This is a genomic window from Syntrophaceticus schinkii (assembly GCF_000946815.1).
Taxonomy (GTDB): Bacteria; Bacillota; DSM-12270; order Thermacetogeniales; family Thermacetogeniaceae; genus Syntrophaceticus; species Syntrophaceticus schinkii.
In genome coordinates this window covers 1-14,644 of sequence record NZ_CDRZ01000264.1, presented here as the reverse complement: position 1 = coordinate 14,644, position 14,644 = coordinate 1, and the positions used below count along the sequence as shown (strand labels likewise).

Below are 14,644 nucleotides of genomic sequence, written 5' to 3'. Positions count from 1 at the left end.
GCCTTCTTGCAGCAGGGTATGGACAAAATTAATCCTTTCCCGGAAAGCTTCCGGGTTGGCTTCAAGGTAACTTTTCACCGCAGAGGGAAGGAAACGGTAGAGAGTTGAGTTCCTGGCCCCTTTTGGCTTGCGGACAAAGATGGCGAAATGGCCCGCCCAGTCTATCGGCTTGCAAAATTCGGCCTCGAAGCGGTAGTGGAGCATGAAGCGGACAAATAACTCGTTTAAAACTCTCTCGCCATTTTTACCGAAACTGCTTACCGCCGCCGTCAGATTGTCAAAGCGGATTTTTTTCGGCACCCCGCCGGCCATCTCAAAGCTTAGGCGCAAGGCGTAGAGAAAACAAAGTGAGTTTTCTGACGGCACCGGAACCCCTAGCCCAGCATTGCTCCAGGGAAAAGCTGTTGTCAAAGATCTGAATTCTTTAAATTCACCGTCCCAGATGGTTCGGACTGTGCCGAAATCAACCTGGGCCTCGCCGATGGGGTGTTCAAGCTCTATGTATTTTTCCTGCTGCTCATACTTTAGCGCTTTTTTCCGTTCGGCAACGTAGGCTCTGACGGTTCTTTCCGATCCGGTAAAATCGTGATCTTTTTTCAGCAGTTCCCAGATCGCTTTGGCTGTCCGGCGGTCTTTACGGGCCAGTAGACGGTCTTCTAAGAGCCAGACATCTATCGTATCGGTAAAGGGCTCTAAAACCGGTCTGCGGCGCTTCCTGGTAGTTTGTACAGGATTCCAGTCGCTCCTTTTTGCATACTTGGCTGCAGTTCTCCAATTGACGCCTACTTTGTTACTGATTTCGTTGATACTTAGCTCTTCTTTCTCATACAGGTGTTTGATATACTCTTGTTGCGGCATTGTTATCACCTCTTCTATTTTCCCTCCTTGTCTGGCGACTTAGAGGGTATTATTCAAGACGGTGATGGCAATGCCTTCCTAATTACCGAGTTCTGCACTTTTGGCTGCCGTTTTGTGTATTTTTATTATACCGAAAACACTTAAAAACCAAGATAAATGACTTACGAATAAAATTCGAAAATTTAATGAAGATACTATCAATGATAGGGTCGGTGCTATAATTTCGGATAGTCTGGTAAGATAAAAACAAAGTGACAAAGGAGTAGTTTGCCATGTCAAAAACCAGACACCGATATGACGACGAGTTTAAAAAGAATGCGGTTAAGCTGAGTTATGCGAGCAGCAAAACAGTTAAAGAGATAGCGGGTGATCTCGGGATCAGTGTGAGCCTTCTGTACCGTTGGAGGAAAAAGTACACCCCAGAAGGAGAAAAAACGCAATTTGCAACGATGGAAGAGGAAAACCGGGCATTAAAGCTTGAGAACGCCGAATTGAAAATTGAGCGTGACATGCTAAAAAAAGCTGCGGCCTATTTCGCCAAGAACCAAAAGTAAAAGCCAGAGAAAAATACATGTTTATAGAGTCACATCCTGAATACGCGGCGGCGAAGTGGGCCAGACACCTTGACGTATCCCTCAGTGGATATTACAGCTGGAAGGACAGAAAAGAACAACGACAAAAAGAAGTGGATGAGTTCAAGAAAATGATCAAAACGATATTTCAAGAAAGCAAGGGAACCTATGGTGTTGATCGTATTTGTGGTGAACTAAGGAAGCGTGGTAAAACTGCTTCTTACCACCGTGTTAAGCGCTTTATGGACGATATGGGGCTTCACTCTATCCATAAGCGTAGACGTCAAAGATCCCTTACAGATAGCCGTAGAGCACGCGGCGATGAATATGTCAATCTGGTTAAGGACTTGGAAATAACAGAACCATTTCAAGTTGTATCCAGTGATATCAGTTACATCCGCACCATGAAAGGGTTTGAATACCTTTGTACAGTCAAAGATATTGCAAGCGGTATAGTTTTAGCAGAGAGCATGGCCGAGCATATGAACAGCGACCTGGTACTGGCAACGATCAAAAAGGCCTTAAATCGCTGGCATCTTCCGGCGGGAACCATCTTCCACAGTGATCGAGGAAGTCAGGTGCGACAAGAAGTCGCTTGATACATTGCCGAAAGGCTACCCTATCCATTCGGGGCAACTCTATTGTGACTAGCGTAGACGGTAACGTCTGAGTTAGAAAGCTCACAAAACAATGTGGAAATCCGAGTAGCCTAAAACTGGGATAACCGCTAGAGTAAGAAAGCTATGGAGAACGTAAAGTGAACCACTGCAGGAATCGTTACGCTGGAGGAAGCGAAATAGGCTGAAACGCTTCGACCAAAAAGGTAAGGAGTCGGGCAACGGCGAACTGGCTAACCAATGCGAATGGACGAAGAACTCCCGGTTTAAAGGTGGCTCCTAAGGCTTTCGCAATTATGTATCATGCGGAACTTGGTAAACCCTATATGCTCCTCACGAGAATGAGGTATCTAACCGCAAGGAAAAGAAATGGCATAGAGGGCAGAAGAAACGGATAAGAAGCAAACGCTACCTTTGTAATGAGGGAAGATAGGGGTTCAAACTTTGCCCCAACTTGAAAGAGTGCTGACTTATCCTATGGTAATTCTTGGCAGGAAGGGACGGTAAACCTATGAATTTTAGTAATTCAACGACGGATAAAACCGAGAGACTAAAAAACAGGAATGCACTAGCCGCTCAATGGGAATCCATTGACTGGACACAAGTGCAAAAAGATGTGAATAGGCTACAATCCCGAATCGCCAAGGCAACAGTGAAGGGTGACATGAACAAGGTCAAAAGATTACAATACTTACTAACACATTCATTCCATGCCAAAGCCTATGCGGTAAAAAGAGTAACCTCGAATAAGGGGAGAAACACCTCCGGAGTAGATAGAAAGCTATGGTCAACCTCAGCTTCAAAAATGAAAGCAGTATTAACACTTACGGATAAACACTACAGAACAAAACCCCTTAGGCGAGTCTACATTGAAAAGAAAGGTAAAAACAAGAAACGACCGCTAGGAATCCCCACCATGTACGACAGAGCTATGCAGACACTGTATGCACTAGCACTCGAACCTGTAGCCGAGACTACAGGAGACCACATTTCTTTTGGTTTTCGCAAGGGAAGAAGCGCTAAAGATGACAAGAAAGTGTTCTCCTACATGGGTATTAGAAAGCGACATCAAAGGCTGTTTTGACAACATTAATCATGATTGGTTACAGGAGAGCATCATGATGGACAAAAGAATAATGAAGCAATTTTTAAAATCAGGGTTCATATATAAGGGCGATCTATTCCCCACGGACACGGGTTCACCACAAGGCGGAGCTATCTCAAGTCTTTATGCAAATATGACGATAGATGGACTTGAAAAATTAATTCAAGATAAATACCATCGAAATTCAAAGGGAAAAATAGAAAACCACTATCGAGCAAAGACCAAAGTAAATCTGGTGCGATACGCTGATGACTTCATCATCACCGCAAAGACAAAAGAAATAGCAGAAGAACTCAAAGACATTGTCAGTCAATTTCTTAAAGAACGGGGATTAACCCTATCCGAAGAAAAGACAATGATCACGCACATAGACGACGGCTTCGACTTTCTTGGTTGGACATTTCGAAAGTTTAAGGGAAAATTAATAGTCAAGCCATCCAAGGACTCAATAAAAACCCTGATAAGAAAATGTGCTGCCATTATTCTGAAAAAAGGAAAGGCAGGCAATCAATCCGAATTAATCCGAAGACTAAATCAAGTGGTTAGAGGGTGGACCAACTATCACAGACATGTCGTAGCGAGCCAAGCTTTTTCCTACATCAACAACACACTATATCTTTTACTACAAAGATGGGCAAAACATCGCCACCCAAACAAAAGTAACTGGTGGAGATTGAATAAATATTGGCATGAAAAGAATGGGAAAAGATGGTTGTTCATGACGGATGAAAACAGTCTTATCAACCTGAGAAGGATAAAGATCATCCGCCACCCCAAATTACAAATTTCTAAAAACCCCTTTATACACAAAGAGTACTTTATGAAAAGGAAAATGAAATTGAAATCACTGGTTGTTGCCAGAAATGGTGAAGAAATGCTTGAGCCGTATGAGCGGGAAACTCTCACGTACGGTTCTTAGACGAGGGAAAGGGAGCAATCCCTTTCCTTTAGTCGATTATACATCTCAAAAAGTGATGGAATATCTCTGTGAAAATCATATTCGGCAAAGTTTCTCCCGAGTGGGCAAGCCAGGGGATAACGCCTGGAGCGAGAGCTTCTTTGCCAATCTAAAAAAAGAAGCGGTCCACTGGCGACATTTCAAGACGCGGGAGGAAGCAAGGCAAGGCATCTTTGCTTATATAGAAGGTTTTTACAACACCCGTAGGATACAAAAAAGATTGGACTATCTTAGCCCTATACAGTGGCTGAGGCGCTGGGAGGACGAGCACCTATTAGTAGTGGCTTAGCAAACTGTCCGAAATAGTGTTGACTTCCCATGCGGAGCGCCGGTAATATATTTTTCCTAGGTGGTACCGGCTATGTGGACGCTAAACAATGATCCAATGATCAAGTGGATCAGATTCATAAGATCAGGACAAAATCACTTTTAATGATCAAAGATCAGTTTCGAGTTGACGACCGCATTCGACAAAAGTCGGGTGGTAAACGGTGCCTTTGCGAGGGGATGCACTTTTCTCCACGAGCTTGCTATTTTTTTGTCCGCACTGATCTCTGACGTTAACTTCTCCGCTACTGCCACAGTATAGATCCCATGATTTTTCAACATGGTTTTTACCTCCCAGCAAACCCTATAAAATGCATGTCTAAACGTGCATTGAACATAATTACCGGTGTAAAGCACATTTTCCTACATATCGGTAAAAGAAACAGTCTATTGGCTAGTTCCCATAATGCGTATATGTGAAGAAGGAACCCCGAAAATCAACCGTTCTATCAATAAACAGCTCACTTATACAGGAAAACCCCCACCCTATATCGAATAATATAAAAATAACCATAAACCCGTAGAACTGGAAATCTAAAAGACCGGACATGCTACAAGCACCATGTATTACTTTAGACACAGTCTAGGCCTAGCCGGAAACGTGAAGATGGGTTGAATATGGTTAAGGAAAAGACTGTTCGCCAACAATTATGGTATGTAGCACAAGCCTTCTGTTGTTTGTATAAGTAGATCACGTTATAATATTATTGACATTTAGGGAAATTGTTTTTCGTTAGCGATACGCAACGGAATATTTAATGTGTGGGACGTATGCGGCTCTGTACTATTTCGCTGTGCCTTGCGCATTATCCTTTGTTGTTTATTCAGTGTGTCTAGCAGAAGGTGGAATTTCCCTAAATGTCTTTAATTTTTTAGGAGCGCAGTATGTTCGAGCGAAGTGACGAAGAAATCATTGATAAATTCAGGCAGTTAAATACAAGAGCAGATGTAGCTGATCTGCTTGAAATTAGCGACAGAAGCTTAAGATATTTTCTGTATGGGAAGCGTCCTGAAAAAATGTATGTTAATTTTAACATTAGAAAGAAAAATGGAGGTATACGGGAAATACATGCCCCTAGTCACAAATTGAAAAATATCCAAAGAAAGCTTGCGTACATTTTATCTCTTATTTATTCTCCTAAAGTTTGCGCTTATGGGTTTATAAAAAAATAAAAATATAGTTGATAACGCAAAGAAACATGTCAGAAGAAGCTATATATTAAATATCGATTTGAAAGATTTTTTTCACCAAATACATTTTGGTAGAATACAAGGGATGCTAATAGCGGCTCCTTATTTATTGGGTAAGGAAGCCGCAACAACAATCGCTCAGATATCATGTTATAATGGCCGTCTTCCGCAAGGGGCACCAACTTCCCCGGTCTTAACAAATATGATATGCGCTCCTTTAGACAATCAGCTGATGAGATTTGCAAAGCGCAATGATATGATTTATACCAGATATGCGGATGATTTATCTTTTTCTCCGCATAAGCAAAACTTCACTTCTAATGTTATTTATGTGACAAACGAACAATTAACTCTAGGTGATGAACTTATTGACATAATAAAAAACAATAGTTTCAAAATTAATGAACAAAAAATAAAGTTAAAAGGTAAAACAGAACGGCAAGAGGTAACAGGGTTGGTTGTTAATAAATTTCCCAATATAAAGCGCGAGTATATTAGAAATTTAAGAGCAATACTACATAACTGCACACAAGATGGTATTTATCATACTGCTCAGGAATATATCAACAAAGGGTTTTGCCATAATGCCTTGATATTTGCAGCGAAAGATGATCCTTCAAAAGAAGAATTTATCACCAACTGGTTTATGCAAGTTGTTAAAGGAAAAATAAATTATATTATGCAAGTAAAAGGCAGTAAGAGTATGACATTTCTTAAATATGCTCAGCAAGCTAACAAAATATTTGGTCAATCTTTGTTTGATATCGCTTCACTTGATGAGCTAAATGAAATGATAAACAAAAATGTATATATATTGGAATGCTCTGAGGGTATCCAGGGAACAGGATTTTACATAAAAGATATAGGAATCATTACATCCCATCATGTTACAAAAAATAATGGGTTCTATAAAGTGTTCACTGCAAAATCTTATATTAGAGGCACGAGCATTGGTATTCTATCAAAAGGAATAAATGAAGTATCCTCAGATGCTGAAATTGATTATGCAATATATAATTTAAATGTCAAAAACGCTTCCGCTATGAAAATTGGTGATAGTTCAAAATTAAAAATTGGTGATAAAATTATAGTCGCCGGGTTCCCGAATTTTAAAAAAGGTGACTCTGTAACAAAGCAATCTTGCGAAATTATTGGGTGTACTTCATATCATGGTGCACCATTTTTTAAAATCAGCGGAAGAATTGTGCATGGCGCAAGCGGAGGGGCTGTGTTCAATTCAGATAATGAAGTAGTTGGCATTATTAAAGGCGGTATAGCTTCATTAAATGAAGATGATAAAAATGATATGCAAGGATTTGTACCCATACATTTAATGGTAGAGGATCTGAGAAGCAAATCATTACTATGAAATCTACCCCAACTAAAAACACTATATCGTGTGGCCGGTAAAATATCATGATATGGAAGAATAGGTATATGAGTTTTTTCGCATGTAAAACTTCTTAGTTATGCAAAGGTTTTTCCCTAGGCATCGGTAGGAATTTTTTAGAGTTGTCTCATTATCTAATCGCGCATACTGATACTTTGACCGTACCTGAAATTAACCTGTGCTTCTCCGGGTATGTACTTTAGGGGTATCTTGTGGTTTTTACAAAGTTCTGCTTCTTGCAAGCGTATAATAACACCCACCTTCCTTGGCAGAGGTTCTCTTAAGTTCACAGTTCATATTTTCACGTTAACTAGTATTCGATAAAATGCGGGTGGTAAACGGTACCGTTGCAAGGGGGTTCTTTTCCCCCCGAGCTTGCTATTTATTTATCTATTAGATCTTTGAACACCTTTGTCCAGGATTTTGCCCGCACCCCCACGTGCCGCTTTTCAAAATGGCTATTGACATGCAGCAAGAGCATGAATGGGAGATTCAGGGTTACTCTAAGGGAGTCCACACGTATTCAGGAGAGGAAGGCATGAAGGCGATTGAGCTTTATATCAAGTATGATGAATGTGCGGCGGATATGATTCATGATGAACTCAGCAACCCGGACCGAAAATGTTGCCAAGGTGGAAACCGGGTGCACCTCTCCGGACAAGCAGCAGTTCTGTTAGGATATCGATGGGCGTGCCAAGACCCCCGTCCCCTTGACACGCCCCCTTGACACGCCTCAAGATCGATCCTCAAATAGAATTTTATACTTTCTAAATTTCCATGGCCAAGCACTTCCGAAATGACCGGGTATAGTGCCCCCCCGTTGTCAAGACACATCTTTTTATAAAATAAGCTAATGTGTCCCTCCTTTTTCAAATTGCTAATTTCAAGGATGTTTGCCGGTAGTAATCAACGGGGTATCTATATCCAAACGACTCATGAAGACGCTGCTCATTATAGAACCGGATGTATTGATTTAATCCTCTACGCAGAGCTTTAGGGGTTTCGTACTCATTCAGATAGATGTTTTCGTACTTAAGGGTCCGGAAGAACCGCTCCACGAAGATATTGTCCAACGCACGCCCCTTACCGTCCATAGAAATCTTAATCCCTTCTGTTTGAAGCAGTTCAATATAGTCTTTGTTGGTAAACTGGCTGCCCTGGTCGCTGTTTATGATCTCCGGTTTTCTCGACTTGAAGGCTCTTTTCAAGCACTCCAGCACCCAATGGCGGTCCATAGTGGTACTCAGTTCATAATCCACGATATAGCTGCTGTAAAGGTCAATGATGACGAATAAATACATGAATCCATGCCTTAGGCGAATATAGGTAATGTCAACCGCCCAGACTTGATCAGGGTGATCAACATTTAGGCCTCTTAACAGATACGGATGAATATATTGGGCATGTAGACGTTTACTCAGGTTGGGGCCAGGACAGATTCCCTGAATCCCCATCACCCGCATCAGCCTTCGGACTCGTTTGCGATTGATCAAAAGGGACAGGCAGTGTAGATTTCGTCAATCAAGCGCATATCGTCAAGATCCTTTTGTGACCAGGTGGTTGTCGGTGGCTGCCGATATAGACTGGTCCGATTTACTGACAGGAGATAAGCCTGCCTAGACAGGTTAATCCGATCATTTCCCGGTTCAGCCATACTCTTGTGGCTATTCTCGTCAATTCAGACCGGCGTTCTTGTGCCATCCGGCCAATGACTCCTGAAATATCCGGACACCATTCCTGCGATATCCGGCCAGAGTTCTTGTCACATCCGGCCAAAGACCGGCACCTCATGCATGGAGTTTAACATAGATTATTCTGTCGTGCTATCATCTCCTTCATTTTGGGGAATGTGTGGCCTTAAGCTTGGGCCTTTGAGCTCTATTCTGTAAGCATTGTTGACCACTCTGTCCAAAACAGCATCAGCAATTGTAGCATCTTCAAACACAGCATGCCATTTTGCCACCGGCAGTTGGGCAGAGATTGCGATGGATTTTCTACCATGGCGATCATCAATAACTTCCAGAAGATCTCGGCAAGCACAGGGATCAATGGGTGCCATGCCGAAGTCATCCAAGATTAGTAAATCAGGTTTTTTCAGGTCCTTGAGCAGTCGGTTGTATGAACCATCTCCTCGGCTAATTGCCAGATCCGTCAGTAGTCTGTTTACTCTGTAAGAGTGAACCTTTAAGCTTTTCCTACAGGCAGCATTACCGAAGGCACTAACCAGATAGGTCTTGCCAGTGCCGGTAGCTCCTGTGATTATGAGATTTTTACCCTCTTTAATCCAGCTGCAATCAGCCAGTCGGGCAATCGTTGTTTTATCCAGGTTCCTTTTATGATCAAAGTTAATATTCTCAAGATTAGCAGATGGTTCTCGCAGGTTTGCTTTTCGTAAGAATCTTTGTAATCGGTTGTTAGCCTTGGCCAGCCATTCAGCATCTACAATCATGGCAAGACGCTCATCAAAGGAAAGAGCAGCATTTGCAGGCAGTTCTATCTGCCGTCGGTATTCCTGCTCCATAGCCCGCAGTTTCATACTGTTAAGCTTATCTAGAGTTTGGTTTGTCATTGCCCATCCACCTCCTAAACATACGCTTCAGAGCCGCGCAGATTTTCATGCAGGGGTGTAGGCTTATCCGCTTTAGAAGAAGAAACTTTATCCTGACCATTTTTTAGTATTGTGGTTATGGTAGAGTAAGTACAGGATTTCATGGTAATGGCTTTAGCACAAGCAGCTTCCAGCCGTTCATTGCCATATTTCTTAGAGCATTGCAATATCCCCATGCAAGAGCGGTAAGCTTGTTCTTCAACAATTTGCGAAGACAGCAAATGGTCAATAGCAGCATAAGTTTGTTCACCAATGCTTCCGGCCCACAGGCGATATTTAGTACCATCAAAACTATTGGCATTATGTTGATGACGGTGATGAGGCGGCATATGGCCAAGATTAGTTACATATCTTGATCCTGTATAACGCCTTTGATGCAGCGCCACACGCTCTCTATTGTCGTTGAGAATTTCTATAGTTGTTGTAGTTGCTCTAATGGTTACCAGCTGTTTGTACAAGCCATGGGGCACCGAATAATTAAAGGCATCATATTCGACATGATAATTTGCCGGGGTTCTGCGTACTATGTAATCTGCGTATTCGTACTGAGTATATGGTAATGGCCGTAAAGCTGGTTTATCCAGTTCCTCAAAAACACTTTGTCTGCTTCCTTTGCGCTTTTGAAATGGTCGTTTAATCAGTTCTTTTACACGATATTGTATTTCGTTATTCAGGGCAGTGAAACTAAAGAAATGTTTACCCCGCAGCCACTCTAAAAGCCAGGTTTCTAGCCAACCCACACTGCTCTCAACAGGAGCTTTATCTTGAGGTTCCCGCACTCTTGCCGGCAATATGGCCAATTCATAGTGCTGGGCAAAATCCCAGTAAGAATGATTAATGGCTGGATCATAATAGTTAGGTTTTGTTGTGGCCGTCTTACAATTATCCGGTACAATCACTCGGGGAACACCCCCTAGGTATCTAAGGGCATTAACATGAGCCTGCAACCATTTATCTAGTTTCTCATCAGGAAAGGCTTCCACGTATGGATAAGAACTGTCTCCCAGGGTCGCTACAAAGAAATGCGCTGTGAGGGTTTCTCCCGTGGAGCTGTCTACTATACAGTCCAGGGTATCTCCCATCCAGTCTACAAATAATTCTTTGCCCGGTTCACGATACTGAACCATGATGACGTTTTTGCCGGTCTCATTTTTCCAGTCAAGGTATCGTTTGCAAAAACGGCTGTAGCTTAACCCCTGGGTATTTTTTGCCCTGTATTCTTCCCAGAGATATTGTAAATTGAGACGCTTGTTAGCCTGCAATCGTGCATGAATACTGGGCCAATCCGGATCTCTCTTTATGGAACGCCCAAAACTATCTGGATAGAGCAACATTCTGATCTCATCATTGGTCATTATGGCAGCTGCATCGTATTGGAGTTTGCAATTTCGGCAGCGCTTCTGAATTTCTCCCACAGTGAATTTGCCGCATTTAACGCTTTTAGCAATTTCTCTTTGTGAATAGCCCTGCTCTGTCAATCTTAAGATTTCTATGATTTTCACTGGCTCTTCGCACCTCATCTTTTTCCCCCCGCACATGTATTAACTACATTGTACAGGGTGGTTTTTTGAGGTGCCGGTTAATTGGCCGGATATTGCAATATCAGTGGCCGAATGTGACAGGAACACTGGCCGGATGTGACAAGAACTCTGGCCGGATGTCGCAGGATTGCTGGCCGAATGCTGTAGGAATACTCATCAATTCAGCATACCTTTCTTCTTTTCTTATATATGCTTCAAAAATTCTTTTACTCCGTTCATTTAAATACCATGTCACTATTGCAACAATTAGTGGAATAATAATCCCGCTAACTTTCAAAATATCTGGTAAATAATTCACAATCACATTATCCATCCGATTTTATACCACTCATCCACAAACTCTCTATACTCCCCGCTCTTCGCCCGTCTCCACCAGGGTTCATTGTCCAGATACCAGATACCAGTTAACAGTACGGGCAAGGCCTTCCTCGAAGGATACAATAGGCCTACAACCCACCTCTGCCCCGATTTTGTGGTATCCAGGGAGTAGCGCCAGTCGTGGCCCGGGCGGTCTTTGACAAAGGTGATAAGACTTTCTGGCTTGCCAAGCACCTGGAGGATCCCTTTGACAACATCGATATTTGCCTTTTCGTCCACCGCCGATATTGTAGACCTCACCTGGCTTCCCTTTCTCCACCACATGGGCAATGGCCTAGCAGTTGTCCTCTACATCACCCTCCTCCCCGCAGCTGCCTCCTCAATTCCAGAGTACATCCGCTCATAGTAGTTTACATAATCACATGAGACGATATTTTCAATCTTATTCCGTTCGCTAGTATTCGACAAAATGCGGGGGGCGTTTTTCTCCCCGAGCTTGTTACTAGTAGGCCATCCGTTAAGTTTTCCCTTGCGGGTAAGGCAGGGTCAACGTCGCCATAACGCGAATGACCCCGCCACATGAGAATACAATCACGATATTTAATAATATGTATCGATTTTATCCATGGTTCCGACCATGAAGTTCTCGTCATTCAAAGCTGTTCGAATAAGCTTCTTTTTATAGGGAACGTGTAATGTAGCGACGCTCGCCATCGAATCCCTAAATATCGGAACCGAATCCCAAAGATCTTTTACTTGCTTTTTTATTCCTTTTGCCCCTGCAATATCACTCTTCTCACTGAAGTCTGGGTATATGACTATCACAGGTAACCCCTTGGTGTTTATGCCATAATCAATCTCTTCTCGTAGCGCTCGACTGTTCTTGGTTATTGAGCTTAACACTAGGATGATATTCTTGGAGTTGTCGAGTCTTTGGTGCAAACGCGGTTTAAGTGTTTTTTCCCAATCACTTCCATCTCTTACGTTATAGTTTTTATCATGGGAGTCAATAAATGGAAAAGTACTATCTGCCGCTTTCCATGCGCGCAGCAGATTATAAGTGACAAAATCTTTAGTGGAACTCGCACCCAAATTGCTTTCACTAAAGGGCTCTGAAACGTAGAACGCACAGTAGTTACCATTCCTGTATGCCATAATAAGTACCTCCTTCATCTTACGTTAGGTATTGCAATACTCTTTTTTCCGGTTGATCTCACAACTATGCGAACGTCACAGTTGATCAGTTTCCGATTCATCTTTAACAGGCTAATGATGTACTGCAGAATGTCGTTTTCACCTTTTTGTGTATTTGAAGCACCACATCCAATTAAAGGAGTTATGACATGGTTCTAAGATCTCTGGGTGTTTCGTACTCGTTGTGTAAATTCGTTCATATTTCAGGGTTTCCAGGAATACTTTGCGCGGGGAGGGTTTTTCTCCCCGCGCTTGCTACAATTTAACTTAACCCATTGCATCTTTTACAGCATAATAATCCCAGTAAAGCTTACCGTCTTTCCAGCAACACATAGCGGCATGAGTGCCTGTGTTTTTTACAGCATCTGGACATTTGGTTTTATCAATTGTTGCCGCGTTGTATAGCACAATGATTTTCAAACTGTCACGAACAGCATTATCGCACTCATACTCTATGTAGCTGCGATTATCCACAGAGTACCCGCGTGCACAACTTGCTGTCCAACTGTTATAACTATTACAGTATTGGCAACTTCCACTTCTTACAGTCCTTGTGTTTTTTCCGACAATCAGCACAAAAGTCTTAGACGCTTCAAGCCTCTTCCTGAGCGAGACCTTAATACTGCAGTTTAGACTTCCGTCCCGTGCTTGTGTCAAATCGTGAGCATCTGTAAACGATAAGCTCCAATAATTGCTATCGTTCCACTTATACAGTTGTTCAACGGCGTCTTCATCGCCTGTCCAGTCCCCTGCAATATAAGTTTTTGTTCTGTACTTCATAGATAAGTAACTCCTTTCACTTTGTAAATACTATTTTCTTGCAAATACCACAGTGTGCAAACGATATTTATAGATATGCATTATTGCCGTTCGTTATATAATTCTCATGTCTACTTTCCAACAAGAGGATTCCTCGATGACTATCTGTACGCCACCAATAATTGGGGGATTCACTATCCGAAACACTTGAACAATATTTCTTATACAGACGTTTAAAGAACTATTTATTCGAGACAAACCGGTACCTATAGCAGGCATAGAGACTGTTTTGCCTTCGGAGTTATTTCCTATATAGCTTGCCAACTTTGTAAGTACACTAAAGTAATTCTCTGCTGAACAAAAAGCATGATTATTTGAATCGAAGTCTGATAACGCTACTAAAAAATATGTAGTATTATCTTTTGGTATTTTAATTATTGTCCCATATGGATACTTTTTGCTTTTCCCTTCACTTCGGGATACTTGTTCATACTCGAAATCTTTTAGCTGCTCTTCAATTTTTTCATCGAGTTCAGCAACATTACCTCCAAATATTTTTTTTTACAAATTGACCATGAATTGATTTCTCTGCAACAAGACCATCTTTTACTAATGTGTCAAAATATAAATTGACAGGCATTACTATATTCCCATTTTGTGTGAATATGTCACCACATTTGACTGTAATCGTTTTATCCTGCTGTAAATTTACGATGACTTTTTTCTTAAATAAAACATACCACAGCAGAGTAATTAAAAAGGTCAGTACGAATATGCCAATTGTTATAAGAATTTTATAGAAAATGTTTAGTTGTACAACCTCCTGAGGAAGACCGAGTATGAGTACAATTGATAAAAAAATACTTAGGTATGAAAGGGAACTCCAGTAATACCCATATGTATATTTCACATAGTATCGTAGTTTTTCCATCATCCTCCTCCTTTTGCATTGTAATCTGTTCGTCACGTTAAAAAAGTTCTTTTTATATTAAAACTAAATTTAATATATTACCCCCTGTTGCCTCTCACTCAATTTGACGCTGCAATTCTCACCGCCAATAACGGAAGAATTATAGCGACAGTCTGCCATAAAGTTGAGAATTCAGGTGCCAATCAAAGTCTAGCTAGATAATGCCAGTCAGTGTGCATAGTGTGGATAATGTAGAGATCCCCCAGCACCCAAACCAAACCTGTCATGGATACTGA

At 41.8% G+C, this 14,644-nt stretch carries 17 protein-coding genes and 1 pseudogene; 8 read left to right on the top strand and 10 right to left on the bottom strand.

Annotated features, from left to right (window positions below; all coding sequences use genetic code 11):
• Positions 1–858, bottom strand: a pseudogene (locus tag SSCH_RS12645) (hypothetical protein); the annotation flags it as partial.
• A 272-nt stretch (positions 859–1,130) separates the two neighbouring features.
• On the opposite strand from SSCH_RS12645, the gene SSCH_RS12640 reads away from it, so the two are divergent.
• The 8 genes from SSCH_RS12640 (at position 1,131) to SSCH_RS12610 (ending at position 7,745) form a co-directional block, all read left to right on the top strand.
• Positions 1,131–1,412 (top strand): transposase, encoded by a 282-nt coding sequence (locus SSCH_RS12640; protein WP_044665775.1) that lies wholly within the window; start codon positions 1,131–1,133, stop codon positions 1,410–1,412.
• 17 nt (positions 1,413–1,429) lie between these two features.
• Positions 1,430–2,029 (top strand): IS3 family transposase, encoded by a 600-nt coding sequence (locus tag SSCH_RS17740; RefSeq protein ID WP_084711167.1) that lies wholly within the window; start codon positions 1,430–1,432, stop codon positions 2,027–2,029.
• 505 nt (positions 2,030–2,534) lie between these two features.
• A complete protein-coding gene (locus tag SSCH_RS22540) occupies positions 2,535–3,131 on the top strand; it encodes a reverse transcriptase N-terminal domain-containing protein (protein WP_198142459.1) in 597 nt (198 codons plus the stop codon).
• On the top strand, positions 3,073–4,071 hold the full coding sequence (locus tag SSCH_RS12630) for a reverse transcriptase domain-containing protein (protein WP_198142458.1): 999 nt from the start codon (positions 3,073–3,075) through the stop codon (positions 4,069–4,071). The genes SSCH_RS22540 and SSCH_RS12630 overlap by 59 nt, the downstream gene beginning before the upstream one ends.
• Positions 4,040–4,399 carry an IS3 family transposase gene (locus SSCH_RS12625; RefSeq protein ID WP_198142457.1) on the top strand — a complete coding sequence of 120 codons (360 nt, stop codon included), beginning with the start codon at positions 4,040–4,042 and terminating at the stop codon, positions 4,397–4,399. The genes SSCH_RS12630 and SSCH_RS12625 overlap by 32 nt, the downstream gene beginning before the upstream one ends.
• A gap of 923 nt (positions 4,400–5,322) precedes the next feature.
• Positions 5,323–5,610, top strand: a complete 288-nt coding sequence (locus tag SSCH_RS16935) for a hypothetical protein (protein WP_052835634.1) — start codon at positions 5,323–5,325, stop codon at positions 5,608–5,610.
• Positions 5,611–5,614: 4 nt separating this feature from the next.
• Positions 5,615–6,997, top strand: coding sequence for a trypsin-like peptidase domain-containing protein (locus SSCH_RS12615; protein ID WP_269746206.1), 1,383 nt, complete (start codon positions 5,615–5,617; stop codon positions 6,995–6,997).
• A gap of 559 nt (positions 6,998–7,556) precedes the next feature.
• A complete protein-coding gene (locus tag SSCH_RS12610; protein WP_232294464.1) occupies positions 7,557–7,745 on the top strand; it encodes a hypothetical protein in 189 nt (62 codons plus the stop codon).
• Between the two features lie 142 nt (positions 7,746–7,887).
• Here the strand turns inward: SSCH_RS12610 and SSCH_RS12605 are convergent, their stop codons facing one another.
• From SSCH_RS12605 to SSCH_RS12570, 9 genes are all read right to left on the bottom strand, one after another.
• Entirely contained in the window at positions 7,888–8,511 is a 624-nt protein-coding gene (locus tag SSCH_RS12605; RefSeq protein WP_156972275.1) for an IS3 family transposase, read from the bottom strand.
• Between the two features lie 317 nt (positions 8,512–8,828).
• On the bottom strand, positions 8,829–9,587 hold the full coding sequence (istB, locus tag SSCH_RS12600; protein ID WP_044665772.1) for an IS21-like element helper ATPase IstB: 759 nt from the start codon (positions 9,585–9,587) through the stop codon (positions 8,829–8,831).
• Between the two features lie 14 nt (positions 9,588–9,601).
• Entirely contained in the window at positions 9,602–11,128 is a 1,527-nt protein-coding gene (istA, locus tag SSCH_RS12595; protein ID WP_198142456.1) for an IS21 family transposase, read from the bottom strand.
• Positions 11,129–11,228: 100 nt separating this feature from the next.
• Positions 11,229–11,480 carry a hypothetical protein gene (locus SSCH_RS12590; RefSeq protein WP_044665770.1) on the bottom strand — a complete coding sequence of 84 codons (252 nt, stop codon included), beginning with the start codon at positions 11,478–11,480 and terminating at the stop codon, positions 11,229–11,231.
• Complete coding sequence (locus tag SSCH_RS12585; RefSeq protein WP_044665769.1) at positions 11,468–11,809, bottom strand: hypothetical protein; 342 nt, start codon at positions 11,807–11,809, stop codon at positions 11,468–11,470. The genes SSCH_RS12590 and SSCH_RS12585 overlap by 13 nt, the downstream gene beginning before the upstream one ends.
• A gap of 276 nt (positions 11,810–12,085) precedes the next feature.
• Positions 12,086–12,658, bottom strand: a complete 573-nt coding sequence (locus SSCH_RS12580; protein ID WP_198142455.1) for a TIR domain-containing protein — start codon at positions 12,656–12,658, stop codon at positions 12,086–12,088.
• A 288-nt stretch (positions 12,659–12,946) separates the two neighbouring features.
• Positions 12,947–13,459, bottom strand: coding sequence for a TIR domain-containing protein (locus tag SSCH_RS12575; RefSeq protein ID WP_044665767.1), 513 nt, complete (start codon positions 13,457–13,459; stop codon positions 12,947–12,949).
• 93 nt (positions 13,460–13,552) lie between these two features.
• Positions 13,553–13,957: a macro domain-containing protein gene (locus tag SSCH_RS22055; RefSeq protein ID WP_408645737.1), complete on the bottom strand. Its 405-nt coding sequence runs from the start codon at positions 13,955–13,957 to the stop codon at positions 13,553–13,555.
• 22 nt (positions 13,958–13,979) lie between these two features.
• Positions 13,980–14,372: a macro domain-containing protein gene (locus SSCH_RS12570; protein ID WP_156972273.1), complete on the bottom strand. Its 393-nt coding sequence runs from the start codon at positions 14,370–14,372 to the stop codon at positions 13,980–13,982.
• Positions 14,373–14,644: the final 272 nt, after the last annotated feature.

Coding starts and splice junctions, on each gene's coding strand:
- SSCH_RS12640 (WP_044665775.1), top strand. CDS start 1,131: ATGTCAAAAACCAGACACCGATATGACGACGAGTTTAAAAAGAATGCG.
- SSCH_RS17740 (WP_084711167.1), top strand. CDS start 1,430: ATGTTTATAGAGTCACATCCTGAATACGCGGCGGCGAAGTGGGCCAGA.
- SSCH_RS12630 (WP_198142458.1), top strand. CDS start 3,073: ATGACAAGAAAGTGTTCTCCTACATGGGTATTAGAAAGCGACATCAAA.
- SSCH_RS12625 (WP_198142457.1), top strand. CDS start 4,040: ATGAGCGGGAAACTCTCACGTACGGTTCTTAGACGAGGGAAAGGGAGC.
- SSCH_RS16935 (WP_052835634.1), top strand. CDS start 5,323: ATGTTCGAGCGAAGTGACGAAGAAATCATTGATAAATTCAGGCAGTTA.
- SSCH_RS12610 (WP_232294464.1), top strand. CDS start 7,557: ATGAAGGCGATTGAGCTTTATATCAAGTATGATGAATGTGCGGCGGAT.
- istB (WP_044665772.1), bottom strand. CDS start 9,587: ATGACAAACCAAACTCTAGATAAGCTTAACAGTATGAAACTGCGGGCT.
- SSCH_RS12590 (WP_044665770.1), bottom strand. CDS start 11,480: ATGGATAATGTGATTGTGAATTATTTACCAGATATTTTGAAAGTTAGC.
- SSCH_RS12585 (WP_044665769.1), bottom strand. CDS start 11,809: ATGTGGTGGAGAAAGGGAAGCCAGGTGAGGTCTACAATATCGGCGGTG.
- SSCH_RS12580 (WP_198142455.1), bottom strand. CDS start 12,658: ATGAAGGAGGTACTTATTATGGCATACAGGAATGGTAACTACTGTGCG.
- SSCH_RS12575 (WP_044665767.1), bottom strand. CDS start 13,459: ATGAAGTACAGAACAAAAACTTATATTGCAGGGGACTGGACAGGCGAT.
- SSCH_RS12570 (WP_156972273.1), bottom strand. CDS start 14,372: ATGATGGAAAAACTACGATACTATGTGAAATATACATATGGGTATTAC.